Below are 16,729 nucleotides of genomic sequence, written 5' to 3'. Positions count from 1 at the left end.
AAGGAGAGTCCGCCAATGAAAGCCCCCGTTCGCGTTGCCGTTACCGGCGCTGCCGGCCAGATCGGCTACAGCCTGCTGTTCCGCATTGCCAGTGGTGAGATGCTGGGCAAGGATCAACCGGTCATTCTGCACCTGCTGGACCTGCCGCAGGCCCAAACCGCGCTGAAGGGCGTGATGATGGAGCTGGAAGACTGTGCCTTCCCGCTGTTGGCCGGCATGGTAGCCACCGACGACCCGAACGTGGCCTTCAAGGACGTCAAGGTCGCTCTGCTGGTGGGCGCCCGCCCGCGCAGCAAGGGCATGGAGCGCAAGGACCTGCTGGAAGCCAACGGCGCCATCTTCACCGTGCAGGGCAAGGCGCTGAACGACCACGCCGCCCGCGACGTCAAGGTGCTGGTAGTGGGCAACCCGGCCAACACCAATGCCTGGATCGCCATGAAGTCCGCGCCGGACCTGGACCCGAAAAACTTTACCGCCATGTTGCGTCTTGACCACAATCGCGCCCTGTCGCAGATTGCCGCCAAGACCGGCAAGCCGGTGTCGTCGATTGAAAAGCTGGCCGTGTGGGGCAACCACTCCCCCACCATGTACGCCGACTACCGCTTCGCCACCATCGATGGCCAATCGGTCAAGGCCATGATCAACGATGAAGCCTGGAACCGCGACGTATTCCTGCCCACCGTGGGCAAGCGCGGCGCCGCCATCATCGAAGCGCGCGGCCTGTCCTCCGCCGCCTCCGCCGCCAACGCCGCCATCGACCACATCCACGACTGGGTGCTGGGCAGCAATGGCAAGTGGGTGACCATGGGCGTGCCGTCCGACGGCTCCTACGGCATTCCGGAAGGCGTGATGTACGGCGTGCCGGTAGTATGCGAAAATGGCGAATACAAACGTGTTGAAGGCCTGGAAATCGACGCGTTCAGCCGCGAGCGGATGGACCTGACCCTGGCCGAACTGGAAGAAGAGCGCGCAGCCATCGCTCACCTGTTTGGCTAATTCCCGGCCTGACTGAAGAGAAGCGCACCACTCGGTGCGCTTTTTGTCTTTGGTCAAACCAGAAATTCACATTTGAATTTACTAATACAGACTGCCATTTGGAGCGAAAGCATGATCGAAGTTGAAGTTTTGAACCAAATTGCGGCCAAAATCGAAGACCTGGCCGCCCGCGCCGCCGATATTCGGGGGTATCTTTGACTACGACGGTAAAAAAGACCGTCTGGAAGAAGTCAGCCGCCTGACCGAAGACCCGGATATCTGGAACGACCCGAAAAAGGCGCAGGATCTGGGCCGCGAGCGCAAGCAGCTGGAAGACGTGGTGCTGGTGCTGGACAGCATCAACGCCACCATCGCGGACAGCCGCGAACTGTTTGAAATGGGCAAGAGCGAGGAAGACGACGACACCATCCTCGCCGTTCAGGAAGATCTGGTAGGCGTGGAGGAAAAAGTGGCGAAGATGGAATTCCGCCGCATGTTCCACGACCCGATGGACCCGGCCAACTGCTTCATCGACATCCAGGCCGGCGCCGGCGGCACCGAAGCCCAGGACTGGGCCGGCATGCTGCTGCGCATGTATACCCGCTACGCCGAACGCAAGGGCTTCAAGGTAGACGTGCTGGAAGTGTCCGAAGGCGAAGTGGCCGGCATCACCAGCGCCACGCTGAAGATCGAAGGCGAATACGCCTTTGGCCTGCTGCGCACCGAAGTGGGCGTGCACCGCTTGGTGCGCGTGTCGCCGTTCGACTCCAACGCCCGTCGCCACACCTCGTTCTCGTCCGTGTTTGTCTACCCGGAAGTGGATGACAGCTTCGAGATCGACATCAACCCGGCCGACGTGCGCACCGACACCTACCGCGCCTCCGGCGCCGGCGGCCAGCACATCAACAAAACCGACTCGGCCGTGCGTTTGACCCACATCCCCACCGGCATCGTCGTGCAGTGCCAGAACGACCGTTCCCAGCACCGCAACCGCGACGAAGCCTGGCAGATGCTGCGCGCCAAGCTGTACGAGCTGGAACTGAAAAAGCGCAACGAAGCCAAGCAGGCGCTGGAAGACACCAAAACCGACGTGGGCTGGGGCCACCAGATCCGCTCCTACGTGTTCGACCAGTCCCGCATCAAGGATTTGCGCACCAGTTATGAAGTGGGCAACATCAAGGGCGTCATGGATGGCGACCTGGACGGCTTCATCGAAGCCAGCCTGAAACAGGGCGTGTAATCGCCATAGACCGGCCGCATGCGGCCGGTTTTTGCCGTTTTTCAAAAGTGTATTTTGCCGAAGGACCCCAACCCGGCACGGAGTCATCATGTCTGATCACGAACAAGCACCGGCGCAAAGCCAAGACGAAAACCAGATCATGGCGGAACGCCGCCTGAAACTGAAGGCGATCCGCGAAAAAGGCATCGCCTACCCCAACGACTTCAAACGCAGCCACTTCGCCAAATCGCTGCAGGACGACCACGCCGGCAAAGAAGCCGAAGCGCTGGAAGCCGAAAAAATCGAAGTCGCCGTCGCCGGCCGCATGATGCTTAAACGTGTGATGGGCAAAGCCAGCTTCGCCACCATGCAGGACGTCAGCGGCCGCATCCAGGCCTTCATCTCCCGCGACAACGTGGGCGAAGACGTCTACGCCGACTTCAAGCGCTGGGACATGGGCGACATCATCGCCGTCAAGGGCCTGCTGTTCAAAACCAAGACCGGCGAACTGACCGTGCAAGCCACGGAAGTGCGCCTGCTGTCCAAGAACATCCGTCCGCTGCCGGAAAAATTCCACGGCATGACCGACCAGGAACAAAAGTACCGCCAGCGCTACGCCGACCTGATCATGAGCGAGGAAAGCCGCGAAACCTTCATCAAGCGCTCCAAGATCATCCAGAAGGTGCGCGACGTGATGGTGGGCGAAGGCTACCTGGAAGTGGAAACCCCGATGATGCACCCGATTCCGGGCGGCGCGTCGGCCAAGCCGTTTGTCACCCACCACAACGCCCTGGACATGCCGCTGTACCTGCGCATCGCCCCGGAGCTGTACCTGAAGCGCCTGGTGGTGGGCGGCCTGGAACGCGTGTTCGAGATCAACCGCAACTTCCGCAACGAGGGGATGAGCACGCGCCACAACCCCGAGTTCACCATGATCGAGTTCTACGAAGCGTACAGCGACTACCAGCGCATGATGGACATGACCGAAACCATCATCCGCGAGTGCGCGCTGGTCTCCTGCGGCTCCACCACCGTCACCTACCAAGGCAAGGAAGTGGACCTGGGCAAGCCGTTTGACCGCTTCACCATCGTGGGCGCGATCAAGCACTACAACCCGCAATACAGCGACGCCCAGCTGTCCGACGCGGCCTGGGTGGCCAGCGAGATCAAGCGCCTGGGCGGCAAGCTGCCCCCGGCCCCTGGCCTGGGCAGCCTGCAGCTGGCGCTGTTTGAAGAATGCGCGGAATCCCTGCTGTGGAACCCGACCTTCATCATCGACTACCCGGTGGAAGTGTCCCCGCTGGCGCGCGGCTCCGACACTCAGCCGGGCCTGACCGAGCGTTTCGAGCTGTTCATCGTGGGCCGCGAGCACGCCAACGGCTACTCGGAGTTGAACGATCCGGAAGACCAGGCTGCGCGCTTCCAGGCGCAAGTCGCCCAGAAGGATGCGGGCGATGATGAGGCGATGCACTACGACGCGGACTACATCCGCGCGATGGAATACGGCCTGCCGCCGACCGGCGGGTGTGGCATCGGCATCGACCGTTTGGTGATGTTGTTGACGGATGCGCCTTCTATTCGGGATGTGATCTTGTTCCCGCATATGCGTCCGGAGTAAGCTTTAGCAAGCTTACATTGGGCTAAAGAGAAAGCCGCTCACAGCAAGGTGGGCGGCTTTTTTTGCACACATTGAGCAAAGTCATCAGCTCTGCGGCCTCCTTCCAAGGTTCTTGTTTTTTACTCAAAAATGAGGTAAAAAAGAGAACCTCATAGCAAAAAATGGCACGCGAACATGACCAATTTGTACGAAGGCTCGACTCATAATGGCCTCGAAGACTCAGTTATCGCAGATGATACCCTTGTGGAAAGTAGGCTGAATCAACTCTCGGGCTTAACCAAAGATGTTCTTTTGCAAGCATTGGATCAGGGGGTGAGGCAGAGGTTAAATTGTAGCCCTTTGCTACCCATTACTTTTCCGGGCCAAGCTCAGTGGGCATACACTATTGAAGCCTTACGCTTACAAGTGTGTACCTCCGGCTGGAAACATGAGAGTCATCACAACTTACCAGTCACCATCTCTCCAAACGAAGACTTTGGTGTGGTTGTATATACAGGGGACGAAGATACTGGCAGGGCATCTGGATTTCCAAGCAACAAAACAAGCAAAGGAATAAAAACCCAGCAAGCCGTGCTAAGAAATAGTTTAAATTTGGAATTATTTCCAGAAACGCTACAAAACAAAGAAGAATCAGAAGAAAACACCCTAAAAACGTGGGTGCTACTATATCATCTAGATATATCAAATCAACAAAGACCTGTTCTCCGTTCAGAGCTATCCTTTCCAAGTCACTTCGACATTGGATTAGGAAAAATTCTCGCCTGGAAGCAACGTATCATTCTTGGCGAAATTGATCTAAGTGGTGATCCAGACATAATCAATGCCTACAATGATGACATTGATGTCCCACTTGAGGTCCCTGTCCGTAGAAAAGCCTCATAGTAAAGTTAGCATCATATGTTTAATCCTTCTCGCTTGACTGTTGCCAGACAACGCCGTGGTTTAACAAAACGCCAACTAGCAAGTCTAATTGGTTCTGCGGAAAAAACAGTCCAATATTATGAAAATGGCGAGATGAATCCGTCAGAGGAAAGCCTGACTAAACTTTCCTCTGTTCTCAACTTTCCTCCCTCTTTCTTTTTTGGTGATGATCTTGAAATACTATCACCAGACATAGCAAGCTTTCGTTCACTAAAAAAAATGAAAGCTGCCCAAAGAGATATGGCTTTATCAGCTGGTTCTATTGCTCTTTTATTCAGCAAGTGGATGGAAGATCGCTTTGAATTGCCTAAGCCAAGCCTACCATATTTTGAACCAGGAATTGACCCAGAATCTGCGGCCATGGCGTTAAGAAACGAATGGTCACTAGGTGAGCGTGGCATTAAAAGTATGGTTCATCTTTTAGAAATGAAGGGCATACGAGTATTTTCGCTTGACATTAATGCTGTCGAAGTTGATGCCTTTTCCATGTGGAGTGGAGAGCAACCGTTTGTATTTCTGAACACTCAAAAAACGGCTGAACACAGTAGATTTGATGCTGCCCACGAATTAGGACATTTAATTCTTCATCGCCATGGTAACAATCAAAGTGTCGATGCTGAGAAAGAAGCAAATGACTTTGCGGCTGCATTCCTAATGCCTAGAGCTAGTATTTTAGCGTCAGCCCCTCAATTCATAACAGTTCCATCTTTGGTAAAATTAAAGAAACTTTGGGGTGTATCCGTTGCAGCGCTAAACTACAGACTGCACAAAATCGGGCTAACTTCGGAATGGGTGAATCGTTCTATATGTATAGATATTTCCAAACTTGGCTATAGAACTAGCGAACCTGACCCGATGCCTTTTGAAAGCTCTCAACTATTAAAAAAGGTATTTTCAAACTTGAGAAGTGAAGGAATTGGTCGCGCAGAAATAGCTAAACAAATGGACATGCATGTCATCGAACTGGACAAGCTAACATTTGGTCTATCTCTTACCGAAATTACAGAATTTAGCAACATCACTTCTAATATACAAAAAAAGAGTATCGACAAAGAGTATGGACTGAGAGTGGTAAAATAGACAGCGCGTAGGGCGGGGTGGCCCACGCAAAGCCAAAAGTTTACCGCACTATACGGGTTGGTTTTGTGTCCGCTCCGCGGACGAATATTTAGGTGCCGGTTCCGCCCGGCTTGACGGGTCCATTTCTTTTGCTTCGCCAAAAGAAATGGACGAAAGAAAAGGCGACCCAGCAGCGCTGCGAAACCCCGACTCCGAAGCCCTTTCCAAGGCGCCGCCGAACTCGCGGGGCGCTAACGTCGCCCCGCTCAAACAGGCGGCGGCTTAAAACCTTGGAAAGGGCTTCGGAGTCGGCTTGCGCTAATGGGATAGGGGCAAGTCGGTTCGGCTCTACCTATTGCATTATAAAATCAGCCAAGTTATAAACATGACTACTCGTCAAATCTCTATCAGCAATAAAAAACTACGCGGCATTCCAAGGCGTTTACGAGCGCTATCCAATTGGGAAAAATCATTCCATGGATACTTTCCTGATGGCCTGAAAAAGCAGGACAAATATTGGAATTACAAAATACCCGTGCATGAAAGCCTTGTCCAAGGAAAGCAAGCCAAAAGGCAATTACAAGCCCAATGTGCTCAAAACCTTATCAATGCAGCGCACCACATTTTCCTTGCGAAACCATCAACAGCAACTGATTTTCGCGTTACGTGCACAATAGCCTTACCAGACATGTTCATCAGTGAGCTTTGCATCTTCTCGGATGAAAATTACTTCAACTTACATATATCGGCAGGAGAAAGTTACCTTGGAGAAAAAGAAATAATCCAAGGTAGAAGCCTAGCCAAAGAATGGAACTTATCCATTCCTGAGAGTTTCTTTGAGCTAGGTGTGCTACGTACCAATATCGATGACGATGGAAATCCATACGTTTCTGAATACTGGTACATTGGCGAAGTGAACAAACGATAGAACAAGCCACCAGCTAATGCTGGCAACGCAACTTCATCACTTGGTTTGGAAAGAAACAGGACTTTTCCAACGCGCCCCCCTCCCTTCAAGCCTGCCGCCGGGTGGCAGGCCCGAGGTCTTAAGCGGCTGCATGTTTGAGTCCCGCGACGCTAGCGCGGGACGAGTTCAGCCGCGCCTCGGGCCTGACGGGTACCGGCGGGAAGCCGCAGGCCAGGCTTGCAGGGTGGCCTTTAGGGGTGGAGGGGATATTTGGCCAAGCAAATATCCCCTCCCTGCCGCCGGGCAGCCCCGGCAATCCAAAACCATCATCCGCGCAGCGGATTCAACATACGACTTCCAAGCGTTAGGGTGGCCGGGATACCGAGTGAGGTCATAAAGCAGGCCAATATCCCCTCACTGCCGCCGGGCAGCCCCGGCGATCCAAACCATCATCCACGCAGCGGATTCCAACAAGCGCATCACAGGCAAACCGCCCGCTACTTGCTCGCCTTGTCCAGCAAGCCGCCAAACATCTCGGGATCAACCAAGTCTCTCAGCGCCACGCCCAAGGCGTCAGCCAGTGCGCCCATGTTGTCGATGGAGACATTGCGCTCACCGCGTTCGATCTCCGAAACATAGGTTCTGCTCATCCCCGCCTGCAAGGCCAATGCCTCCTGCGACACGTCGTGCAGGCGTCTGGCAATCCGCAGGTTGCGGGCGAAAACCGCGCGGGCGGTTAAGGGTTTCGTTGTGTTTTCCATACCCCGATAGCATCAGCGCTTGCTAGCGCTCAAGCCACGCGGTATGATTTGCAAAATGCTAACTATAAGTGACTTTTTGATTGTTATTGATATCTTCATGACACTCATTATGTGCTATGCGCTGCTTTGACAGCCACACATGGAGGTGCTTATGCAGAAAATTCCCATACCGTAATTCACAACAACCAAGCTTGATCGTTCCGTCAAGATCGTATCCAGCGCTACGTCAGCCAATCGGCGACAGCGCCCAATCAAAATGAGGGTTTTGCCATGCCTAGCATCACCCGCAGTTCGTCGCACCTTGCTGTTTCCCTGAAAAACCGTCACCCCGCCCGCAGCCGTTGGCTGCTGCACAATCAAGTCCCCACCCATCCTCCCAGCCTGCTGGCCATGACCCGGCTGCATGAAGCCTTTGCCGCCTTGCAGGAGCAATTGGCCGGCAAGGATCAAGCCAAAGCCAGAGAGCCGGCCGCGCGCGTGGCGCATTTGTGCCACGACATCGAGCAGGCGGTGGTGGAGTCCATCTGCCACCTCGCCCATGGCCAATTGGGTTTGCAATCCGTGATCGATTTGCTCGCTTGCCTAGGCGACGACGTGCGCCTGCCATCCAGCCGCATCAAAGAATTGCTGGAGCCGCTGGACAAACGCATGGGCGAGTCGCTGACGCTGCTCACTCGCGTGCTGTAAGCCCTGTGCCATAAAAGCCAACAGCCTGTCCGCTTCCCAGCGGCAGGCTGTTTTTGATTGGTACTCCAACATGCGGTGCAATGCCCGGCTGGAAGATGGCAGCATCCAATCGTTGCGAGCCGGGTATTGCACCCTACGCTTACGACGTCCGCCTCCCCTCCAGCCGATCAGGAATTGCTGGAGCCGCTGGACACAAGCCGTGGAACGAATACGACGCGCCCTCTTCCCCTTCAGCGCGCACCGGCACTCAATCATCGTCCGCACAGCGGGTGCCACAGCAATGGCGGATCGCCCCTGCGCGGCATCCCCTTGCCCTGCTGGCCTATAGTGAAGCAAACCGTCCATCAGGCCGCCCCAGCCCTTGTCAACGCGGCCGGCAATCTGTGAGCTACGCCCATGCGCCTATTTGCCCTCTGCCTCGTCCTGTCTGGCCTGCTTGGGCAATCGGCATGGGCTGCGGAGCTGACAGCCGTGGTGTTATCGGTCAATCCTCAGCAATATCTCGCCTTCCACAACGCCGCCCAGCAATTTTCAGCGGCCCATCCGGCCATCAAGCTCACGCTGCGCGTGGTCGAAAATGAGCAGTACAAGCGGGAGCTGCCGGCCATGCTGAGCAGCGCCACCCCGCCCGATGTGCTGTTCATGTTTGGCGGCGTGGCGCTGACCGACGCCGTGCAAAAAGGCCAGCTGGCCATGCTGGACAGGCCCGGCCAGGTTAACGACTGGCAGCAGCACATGCCGCCGGCCCTGCTGCGCTTGGTGACGGTTGAGGGCAAACCGTATGGCGTGCCGCTCAGCTATTACCCTTGGGCCATTTATTACAACAAACTGGCGCTGGCCAAGGCTGGCGTTGCGCCGCCCACAACCTTTGCCGAGCTGCTGGCCAGTTGTGACAGATTGCGAGCCGCGGGCGTGGCGCCCATTACCATTGCCGCCAAGGATTTATGGCCATTGGCCGGCTGGTTTGACTATCTGGATTTGCGGATGAATGGCCTGGAGTTTCATCAGCAATTATTGCAAGGCAAGCAGTCCTGGCTGCGGCCGCAGCTCGCCCAAGTATTCTCCGCCTGGCAACAACTCCGTGATCACCATTGCTATGACAGTGACAGCGCCGCGCTGGATTGGCGCGCGTCGCTGCCCATGCTCTATAACCAGCGCGCCGGCATGATGTTGATGGGCAGCTTCTGGACCGGGCAATTGCCCAGCCGGAAAGTCAATGAAATCGGCATGATCGCCTTTCCAAAGATTGCCGCCGCAGAGAGCACCTATGAAGAAGCGCCCGCCGATGTGCTGGTGATGACGGCCAAGGCGGCCCATCGCCAAGAGGCGGAGCAATTCCTGCGCTTTTTTGCCACGCCAGCGGTTCAGGCAGCACTGGCCAGCGCCACCGGTGTTTTGCCAGCCCGGCAGGACGCGCCCGTTGCAAACGCCCCGTTTTTACGGCAGGGCCGGACGCTGCTCAATCACGCCAGCGGGTTTTCCCAATTTTTTGACCGCGACAGCCATGCCCAATTTGCCGCCCGCGCCATGCCGATCTTGCGTGAGTTTGCTTACGGCCAGCTCAGCGCCACGGAGGCTCAGCGCAAGCTGGAGGCCGAGCGCAATCGCGATTACGGCCCGCTAAGCGGCAAGCGCTGATCCGCCGCGAACCAAAACCTTCCCATCCTGATTTGAAATAGATACAGTCGGCCATCTTGGCAATTTAAATGCCATGCAACCGCGAACAGAACCTCGCCGAGAATTTGACCCAAGGCACGCCGACGCAGTAAGGGTTTTCCAAGCCAGCTCGCTCGCCGCTGCCCGGGGCCATGTTCCATCCACACGGAGCACCGCATGAATTCGAAATACACAGAGCAATGTCTTTGTGGCGAAATCCATTATTCGGTCGATGTAGAGCCCGTATTTTCTGGGAACTGCCACTGCAAAGACTGCCAAAGAACCTCCGGCAGCGCTTTTATTCCCGCCATGCTTTTCCCCGAAAAAGATGTGCGGATCTCCGGCACGGCTAGATATTTTGAAACCACGGCGGACAGCGGCCATATGCACAAAAGAGGCTTCTGTCCGAATTGCGGCTCCCAACTGTTTGCCAAGTTCAGCAGTCTTCCCGGCATGCTGGGCATCAAGGCCGGCACCTTGCACGACACCTCGCGCTACGTGCCAACGCTGGATTTCCATGTGGCAAGCGCGGCGGCTTGGGACGCCATGAACCCCGAACTCCCCAAAAAGCCAGGCGCGGCTCAAGCTTAGAGCGTCTTCGCATCACGTCGCAGCGGATTCCGCTATCCGTAGCTGAGCTCCGCTCGATCCTGAATCGTCCGCCGCGTTCTATGCATTTTCACGGGGAAGGGTGTAGTTCCAGATAAAGCAGCCGTTCTGATCGGAAAACAAGAGTTTGGTCTGGCTATCGGCCGTGCGCAGACGCGCCCGCAATGCTTCCACGGTCAAGGTAGACAAGGCTGGGGCGCCGCTAGGCAGCGTCAAGGCGCGGACCACGGTTTCGCCAGTGATTTCTTCCAGTTTGCACTGTATCCCGGCAGCGGCCGCTTCGCGCGCCTTGGCAAGCTCCTCCGCCTGGGCGCGGACAAAGGATTGGGCGTCCTGCATCGTCCTCATGCCCGCATTGAGCTGGTTGATTTGTTTGATTTTTGGCGCCAGCTGTTCCGACTTGCGCTTCAAGCTGGCTTGCTGTTCCGGCGATAATTGCAGTTCGCCTTTCTTGACGCGGGCAACCACGCCGAAATAACGCTTGAGTTCGTCTTCTTGAGTCAATAGCGCCAGCGCCTTTTTCACCGTTTCAAGCTTGTGCAGCCCTTCCTGTTCTTGCTGTTGTATCGCCTCCAGGCGACGGCCAAAGCCGGACAAATCCGGTAGCAGCATGCAAATCGCCGTTTCCTGATCCGCCCGCGCCCCGGCCTTGCCAATATGGACCTGTTTGGCGGCGATGGCGCAGCCGCTGGCCTGCTGGATGTCCACTTCATCCGCCAGGATGGTGCAGCTCTTGGCCTCGACGATATTCACGCGCCGGCCAATCACAATCGCATTTTCCGCGCGCGCGATGGTGATCTCGCCCTGCTCGGCGCGCACCTGGGCATTGGATACCAGTCCCTCCACGCAGATCGGCCCGGCATCGTTGTGGGCGCCGCCGCCCACCAGATTCTGCTTCAGCAGGATGCGTCCGCCGGTGGAGCGGACCGTGCCGTAAACATTGTTGAACATGGTCAGGTTCTTGCCGGTAACGATGCGGCGTTCCTGCACCTCGCCATGCTCCTCGTATTCGTCGCCCTGCAAGGCCAAATCGCCGGTCGTGCGGACGCTGACGCCTTCGCGGCCGATGATTTTGTCGACAATCGAGATCTGGTTGGTTTCGCTATCGATATTGAGGAAGCCATCGCAGATGGCAACGATCAGCTCATGGCCCTCTTTGTCTATCTGCACTTCCGTCCCGCTGCCGGCCAAGGTACCCAGATCAAAGTCAAACGGTTCCGGCACATGGATGATGCCGCCGCTGAGGGTACGGCCGGGACGGCCGGGACGACAGGGCGTTTTCATCAGCAGCACGGTCCGGGCCTTGATCTGCGGATAGCGGTTTTGGAATTGCGTCAGATCGACGCGGCCGCCGGCAAGCTTGCGCGGGTGATCGTCGCGGTGGATCTCCGCGCTCTGCTCTTGCACCCCGGCATCGACGCCGGGCACCGGCGCGCGCGCAGTGGCAATCAGATAGCGGCCGGTCTTGTGTTGGGCCAGGATGTCCTTGATCACCGCCTGGTGCAGGCCAAAGCGCACGCCCTGCTGCCACATGAAGGCAACCAGTTCGTCAAATTCCAGCTGGGTGACAATGGTTTGAATCTCTTCGCGCCGGCCAATCACAATGGCTTGTCCTGAGGCATCCCTGCCATAGACCGGCACCTCAACGGTTTGCGTCAGATACAGCTGCTCAAACAGATACTCGATGCCGGCTTCGGCCCGGATCAGGCCGCGGTAGAGCACTTGCCGCTCGGCCAGAAAAGGCAGGACGCACTGGGCGATATAGTGCGGTTGCGTCACCGCGGGATGCGCGGGGTCAAAGTCATATAAATAATGGCACAGCAGGTCGTAATCCAAACCATACAGATAATAGCCGGCGCTGAACAGGTGATCGATCGCTTGGCGGAAGTCAGAAGCCGAACCCACCGCATCCGGCAAAACAAAAAAACCATCCGACCGTATTTGCAGGAAATGCGGCAAGGTCAAAGGCTGGCTGTGGTCGATGGGCCGGCCAGGTTCAACGGGCTGGGTTGTCGTCGGATCGATGGTGTTGGGCATGATCGCTTCTGTATGGACTCTCGCCGAGTATCCGTCGCGGCCTTGCGTGGGCACTCTGCTGGCGGCGACCATGTTGGAGGATTTCTAGACTGTCCCACACTAGCAAGCTAGCAAACTCCCGCGCGGTTTGCCGATTTTGCCCTAGCGGATACGTCAACAGCCAGGCCGCCATCCCGTCGGTCTGGCTGTCAGCTCATGCCCCCCGTTGTCGATGCCGCGCGCCGGGGGGATGAATCCGGCGATGCGGGCATGACCCCGCGGCGGGATGCCCTCCATCAATCTCCCTCACAAACGGTATTGCTTGAGCGTGGCAATCTGCTGGTTTGCCAAATCATCCAGGCGCACGGCGTTATTGGCCGCCTCCTGCGCGGCGGCGGACGACTCCTCGGTCATCTGCGCAATATCCTCCACCCGCTTGGCGATGTTGTTGGTGGCATTGCCCTGCTCTTTGATCGCGCCGGAAATCTCGGCCACCATGTGCACGGTATCGTTCGTCGCCTGGCCTATCTGGGTGATCGCCTTGTCGGCATTGTCCGCGCGCTCCACGCCGTTGCGGACCAATTCTTCCGCGGTATTCATGTGCTCGGTGGCGGTGGCGGAACGGTCCAGCATGGCGGTAATGGTGGTGGAGATTTCCTGGGTGGACAGCGAGGTGCGCTCCGCCAGTTTTCTGACTTCATCCGCCACCACGGCAAAGCCGCGCCCCATCTCCCCGGCCCGCGCCGCCTCGATGGCGGCGTTCAGCGCCAGCAGATTAGTCTGATCGGCAATGTCCTTGATCACGCCCACCACGGTATTGACCTGCGTGCTGAAGTTTTCCAGATCGCGGATGCTGGTGCCGGCGCTGGCCACGGCGCGCGAGATTTCGCGGATGTCCTGTATCGTCTGGGCAATGGTGTTCGAACCCTGCTGCGCCAGCTCGCCGGCATTTTGCGCCAGCTTGCGCGACTCCTCCGCCCGCTCCGCCACATGATTCACGCTGACCGTCATCTGCTCGATGGTGGCCGCCATATTGGCTGCGGATTCGCTTTGCGCCTCCGCGGCGGACGATACCTGGGTGGCGGTTTGCGACAGGTTTTGCGAGGCGCCGGCCACATTGTTGGCGCCCGCCAGGATGGACTGCAGGCTGCTTTGCAAATTCTCCAGCAAGGCATTGAAGGCGAGCGAGGTTTTGGCGATCTCGTCATTGCCGCGCACCGGCGCCCGCTGCGTGAAATCATGGCTGCGGCTCACCGACTCCAGCGTGCCCTGGATATCGTTCAAACCGCGGCTGATGGTGACGTAAAGCGACCAAGACAATATCAGCATCACGGCGACCACGACGGCTATCAACAAGCCCATCTGCACCATGACGCCATGGTAAGCCTTGTTATTGGTTTCCAGGGTGTCGAAGGAAAGCTTGATATTGTATTCGATATGGTCGGCCAGGCTTTGGCGCAAGGCGAGGGCGGCGTCCTTGATCGGGCCATTGGTGATCATTTTTGCCGCTTCCGCGCTGCCGCCGGGCGTGCGATTCATGGCGAAGAAGCTATGCATCGCCGTTACATAGGCGGCCAGATTATTGCGATCGGCAGTCAGCAACTGCCGGTCCTTGTCGTCCGAAATGTCGTTTTTCTCATAGGTGGCAAAAGCATCTTGTGCTTTTTTCACCGCCGCATCCGCTTCGGCCTCCACCGCCTGCTTGGCCGCCAAATCGCTAGACACCGCATGCTTGGTGACGGCGGACCGCACATCCATGAAGGCATAAGTGGCGGCATTCAGATCGCGCACGCTGGGCGAAAAATTACTGACCACATCGTCGAAACGCTGCTTCGACTGCCCCAACTGGTACACACCCATCGCGCCCAACGCGCCCAAAGCAATCAACGCCACCAGAATCGTCAGCAGCAATTTCCGGATGATGGTCATAACCTTCTCCACGCAATCATGCCTCCCGCGGGCCATCGCCAGACGGGGCGTTGTGACTTTCAGCTTGCGTTCAATTTATAGAGCATTGTCAATGCCAGTACTAAGCAAATATACGAGGAGGGAGCGGACAGCCGCGCCGAGGGAGATCGCCCTGCGGCAGATTGAAAATCACTGGATATCCGGCAGCGGCATGCCAATGACAAACCGCGCCAGCGGATGGCTAGCGCGGTGTGTCGATTCGGGCTGGCGGAATGGATGCGCGCCCTGGCGACTCAAGGCATGATTTCAACGTATTCGTAGACTTCGCAATCGCGCAGCTGCCGGCGCACCGGCAAGCTGGCGCGCTCAAACCAGGCTTGCGGCTGATGGCGGTCCACCTCCTGGCCGATGAAGCGCAATAGCTCGCAGATCGGCTCCACGACCTGGGTCCGATAGTCGGCGTCGCCCTGCTCATAGCCCCGGTACAAGTTCTTCATGCAGTTGCCGCGGCACCAGCTATAGGCCTCGCAATCTGGGCACGGCATGGCGGCGGTGGCCTGCAGCGGGCTGGCGCGCAGCCAGTTGCCCTTTACATCGCCCATTTTCATCTGCGGCAAATACAGCATGTCGGGACAGGGGTAGATTTCGCCGCTGGGCATCACATTGAGCAGATGGGTGGAAACCCGGCATTGGGTGCGGCCGGCGTAGCGCTCCTGAGCCAGGGCGGGGAACAGCTTGTTGCGGACAATGCCCATCAGCGGGATCAATGGATAAATACGCTCCGTACAGGCGAAGAAGCGCTCAATCAGCCGGACCAGCACGGCCTTGCGCTTGGCGATGGCGTCTCCGCCATACATGGCGTCGGCCACAAACTGCCAGTACAGGTAATCGAACGGCGAATCCGCCGCCAGCAGCTGGTCCAGCTCTTCAAATGTGGTGTCGGCATTGCCCCAGGTGACGCGGGCGGTCAGGCTGCCGCCGAGATGCGGCCGCACCTTGGCCAGATTGCGCAGCACCTGGCGGTAAATGCCGCGGCCGCGGTAGCCGTCGGTGATGGCCTCGCCACCGTCTATGGACACCAGCACATTGGACAGCCGCGCCAAAGCCCAGGCGGGCACATCGTCCAGCAGCGTGCCGTTGGTCTGCAGCTGGAAGCGGAAGGCAGGAAAGCGCCGCATCACCTCTAGCATCAGCGGCAGATTCAGCGTGGGTTCGCCGCCGTAAAAAGTAACGTAAACGTCCTTGCCGGCCAGATGGGTGTCGACAAAGACGGCCAGTTGTTCAATGTCGTATTCAAGCTCGGTTTGCGAGCCCAACACCTCGCCCACGCCCAGCGAGCAATACGTGCATTTCAGATTGCATTTCAGCGTGGTCAGCAGTTGCAGCTCCACGCGCGCGCCGACGATGGGCGGTTCGGCGCCGGCCTTGGGCGGACAGGATTCGTGAAAACGGATAGGCGTGGCAGGCAGGGAAGAGACGGTCATATCGATGCTCCGGTTGGTGAAACCGGGCATCTTGCGCCTGGGCCGACCGCTCATCTTTGATCTGCGCCAACGTCCCGGCGTCAGATGACAGGCTGCCACAGCGTTTACTGGCTAAGCCAATATGCCAAGGCAACTCACTGAAACTGATCGCCATAGTTCTGCAGCGTCTTGCACCCGCACACTTGGCAAATCACATAGCGGTCCACCAGGTCGATGGCTGCCGCGCCGCCGCCGCCCCAACCGGAAAAGAAACCATCCAGAAAAGCCTTGAGCTTCTCCTTGCGGCTAGCGCCGTACTTGGACGGCTTTTGCTGGATCCACTCTCTATGTTCGGTTTGTTTGCCGCATGTCTCGCAAAATTGCTTGGCCATCTCCGCTGTTCCCTATGTGATCCGGACTCAATACGCGGAAATCGGCAGCGCGCCATCGCCCGGCTGCGACAATGGCCATTCCTATCCTGCCTTTCTACACAGGCGCGATTTTGATTCTTTTGTCATAAAAAATCAATGTGATCGCTTTTGGCATACTAAAAAGACAACAGTGCCCGTCTCCGCTCACCATGACAGAGCGCCGCGCCGCTCATGCTCGCGCGTCGTGAACAAGCACCCCTGTAGCCACGAAGCCGGTTTAGCTTTCAGATGAAGCTAGGGGCTGTTGACGTTTGGTGAGAGGATCGCGTTTGAGCCGATTTGTGCCGGAGGCAAGGCGCACAGTCCGACGCATAGTCATTCTATGCAAGGGCTGGGCAACGCAGCCTCCGGCCCAAATCGGCCAAACCCGCCGGGCCGGGCGCCTTTCGCGCCGACTCTTCGTTGTTCCGCGCTGGCAGAGAATGACTATGCGGCGCGCGAAACGCCTCGATTCGCCGCGAAATGCGCTCCGGCGCGACCGCTCACCAAACGTCAACAG

At 57.4% G+C, this 16,729-nt stretch carries 14 protein-coding genes; 9 read left to right on the top strand and 5 right to left on the bottom strand.

The window, feature by feature from the left end:
- Positions 1-15 precede the first annotated feature (15 nt).
- From JHD59_RS12910 to JHD59_RS12885, 6 genes are all read left to right on the top strand, one after another.
- Positions 16-996 carry a malate dehydrogenase gene (locus tag JHD59_RS12910; RefSeq protein ID WP_103318177.1) on the top strand — a complete coding sequence of 327 codons (981 nt, stop codon included), beginning with the start codon at positions 16-18 and terminating at the stop codon, positions 994-996.
- Positions 997-1,107: 111 nt separating this feature from the next.
- Positions 1,108-2,215, top strand: a protein-coding gene (gene prfB, locus JHD59_RS12905; RefSeq protein ID WP_103318178.1) for a peptide chain release factor 2 whose coding sequence is annotated in 2 segments (ribosomal slippage) — positions 1,108-1,191 and positions 1,193-2,215 — 1,107 coding nt in all. Because the reading frame shifts where the segments join, the coding sequence is not laid out codon by codon here.
- 88 nt (positions 2,216-2,303) lie between these two features.
- Positions 2,304-3,812, top strand: coding sequence for a lysine--tRNA ligase (lysS, locus tag JHD59_RS12900; RefSeq protein WP_199154548.1), 1,509 nt, complete (start codon positions 2,304-2,306; stop codon positions 3,810-3,812).
- Positions 3,813-3,986: 174 nt separating this feature from the next.
- A complete protein-coding gene (locus JHD59_RS12895; RefSeq protein WP_199154547.1) occupies positions 3,987-4,694 on the top strand; it encodes a hypothetical protein in 708 nt (235 codons plus the stop codon).
- Positions 4,695-4,709: 15 nt separating this feature from the next.
- Positions 4,710-5,813: an ImmA/IrrE family metallo-endopeptidase gene (locus JHD59_RS12890; RefSeq protein WP_199154546.1), complete on the top strand. Its 1,104-nt coding sequence runs from the start codon at positions 4,710-4,712 to the stop codon at positions 5,811-5,813.
- A 364-nt stretch (positions 5,814-6,177) separates the two neighbouring features.
- A complete protein-coding gene (locus JHD59_RS12885; RefSeq protein ID WP_199154545.1) occupies positions 6,178-6,720 on the top strand; it encodes a DUF3916 domain-containing protein in 543 nt (180 codons plus the stop codon).
- A 476-nt stretch (positions 6,721-7,196) separates the two neighbouring features.
- Here JHD59_RS12885 and JHD59_RS12880 read toward each other — a convergent pair whose 3' ends face one another.
- Positions 7,197-7,460, bottom strand: a complete 264-nt coding sequence (locus tag JHD59_RS12880) for a helix-turn-helix domain-containing protein (protein WP_046155361.1) — start codon at positions 7,458-7,460, stop codon at positions 7,197-7,199.
- A 270-nt stretch (positions 7,461-7,730) separates the two neighbouring features.
- Here JHD59_RS12880 and JHD59_RS12875 point away from each other — a divergent pair, with 270 nt between their 5' ends.
- The 3 genes from JHD59_RS12875 to JHD59_RS12865 all read left to right on the top strand — a co-directional run bounded on the left by JHD59_RS12875 (position 7,731) and on the right by JHD59_RS12865 (position 10,394).
- Complete coding sequence (locus JHD59_RS12875) at positions 7,731-8,147, top strand: DUF1484 domain-containing protein (protein ID WP_199153969.1); 417 nt, start codon at positions 7,731-7,733, stop codon at positions 8,145-8,147.
- 396 nt (positions 8,148-8,543) lie between these two features.
- On the top strand, positions 8,544-9,785 hold the full coding sequence (locus JHD59_RS12870) for an ABC transporter substrate-binding protein (RefSeq protein WP_199154544.1): 1,242 nt from the start codon (positions 8,544-8,546) through the stop codon (positions 9,783-9,785).
- Between the two features lie 195 nt (positions 9,786-9,980).
- Positions 9,981-10,394, top strand: coding sequence for a GFA family protein (locus tag JHD59_RS12865; protein ID WP_199154543.1), 414 nt, complete (start codon positions 9,981-9,983; stop codon positions 10,392-10,394).
- 78 nt (positions 10,395-10,472) lie between these two features.
- On the opposite strand, the gene JHD59_RS12860 is transcribed toward JHD59_RS12865, so the two are convergent.
- The 4 genes from JHD59_RS12860 to JHD59_RS12845 form a co-directional block, all read right to left on the bottom strand.
- Positions 10,473-12,449, bottom strand: a complete 1,977-nt coding sequence (locus JHD59_RS12860) for a flagellar assembly protein A (protein ID WP_199154542.1) — start codon at positions 12,447-12,449, stop codon at positions 10,473-10,475.
- 285 nt (positions 12,450-12,734) lie between these two features.
- Positions 12,735-14,357 (bottom strand): methyl-accepting chemotaxis protein, encoded by a 1,623-nt coding sequence (locus JHD59_RS12855; RefSeq protein ID WP_199154541.1) that lies wholly within the window; start codon positions 14,355-14,357, stop codon positions 12,735-12,737.
- A gap of 272 nt (positions 14,358-14,629) precedes the next feature.
- Positions 14,630-15,820, bottom strand: coding sequence for a radical SAM protein (locus tag JHD59_RS12850; protein ID WP_199154540.1), 1,191 nt, complete (start codon positions 15,818-15,820; stop codon positions 14,630-14,632).
- A gap of 134 nt (positions 15,821-15,954) precedes the next feature.
- Positions 15,955-16,191 carry a hypothetical protein gene (locus tag JHD59_RS12845; protein WP_199154539.1) on the bottom strand — a complete coding sequence of 79 codons (237 nt, stop codon included), beginning with the start codon at positions 16,189-16,191 and terminating at the stop codon, positions 15,955-15,957.
- Between the last annotated feature and the right edge of the window lie 538 nt (positions 16,192-16,729).

Origin of the sequence: Chromobacterium sp. ASV23, assembly GCF_016428945.1 — a bacterium.
GTDB classification, from domain to species: Bacteria; Pseudomonadota; Gammaproteobacteria; order Burkholderiales; family Chromobacteriaceae; genus Chromobacterium; species Chromobacterium sinusclupearum.
This window is presented reverse-complemented; position numbering and strand designations above follow the sequence as displayed.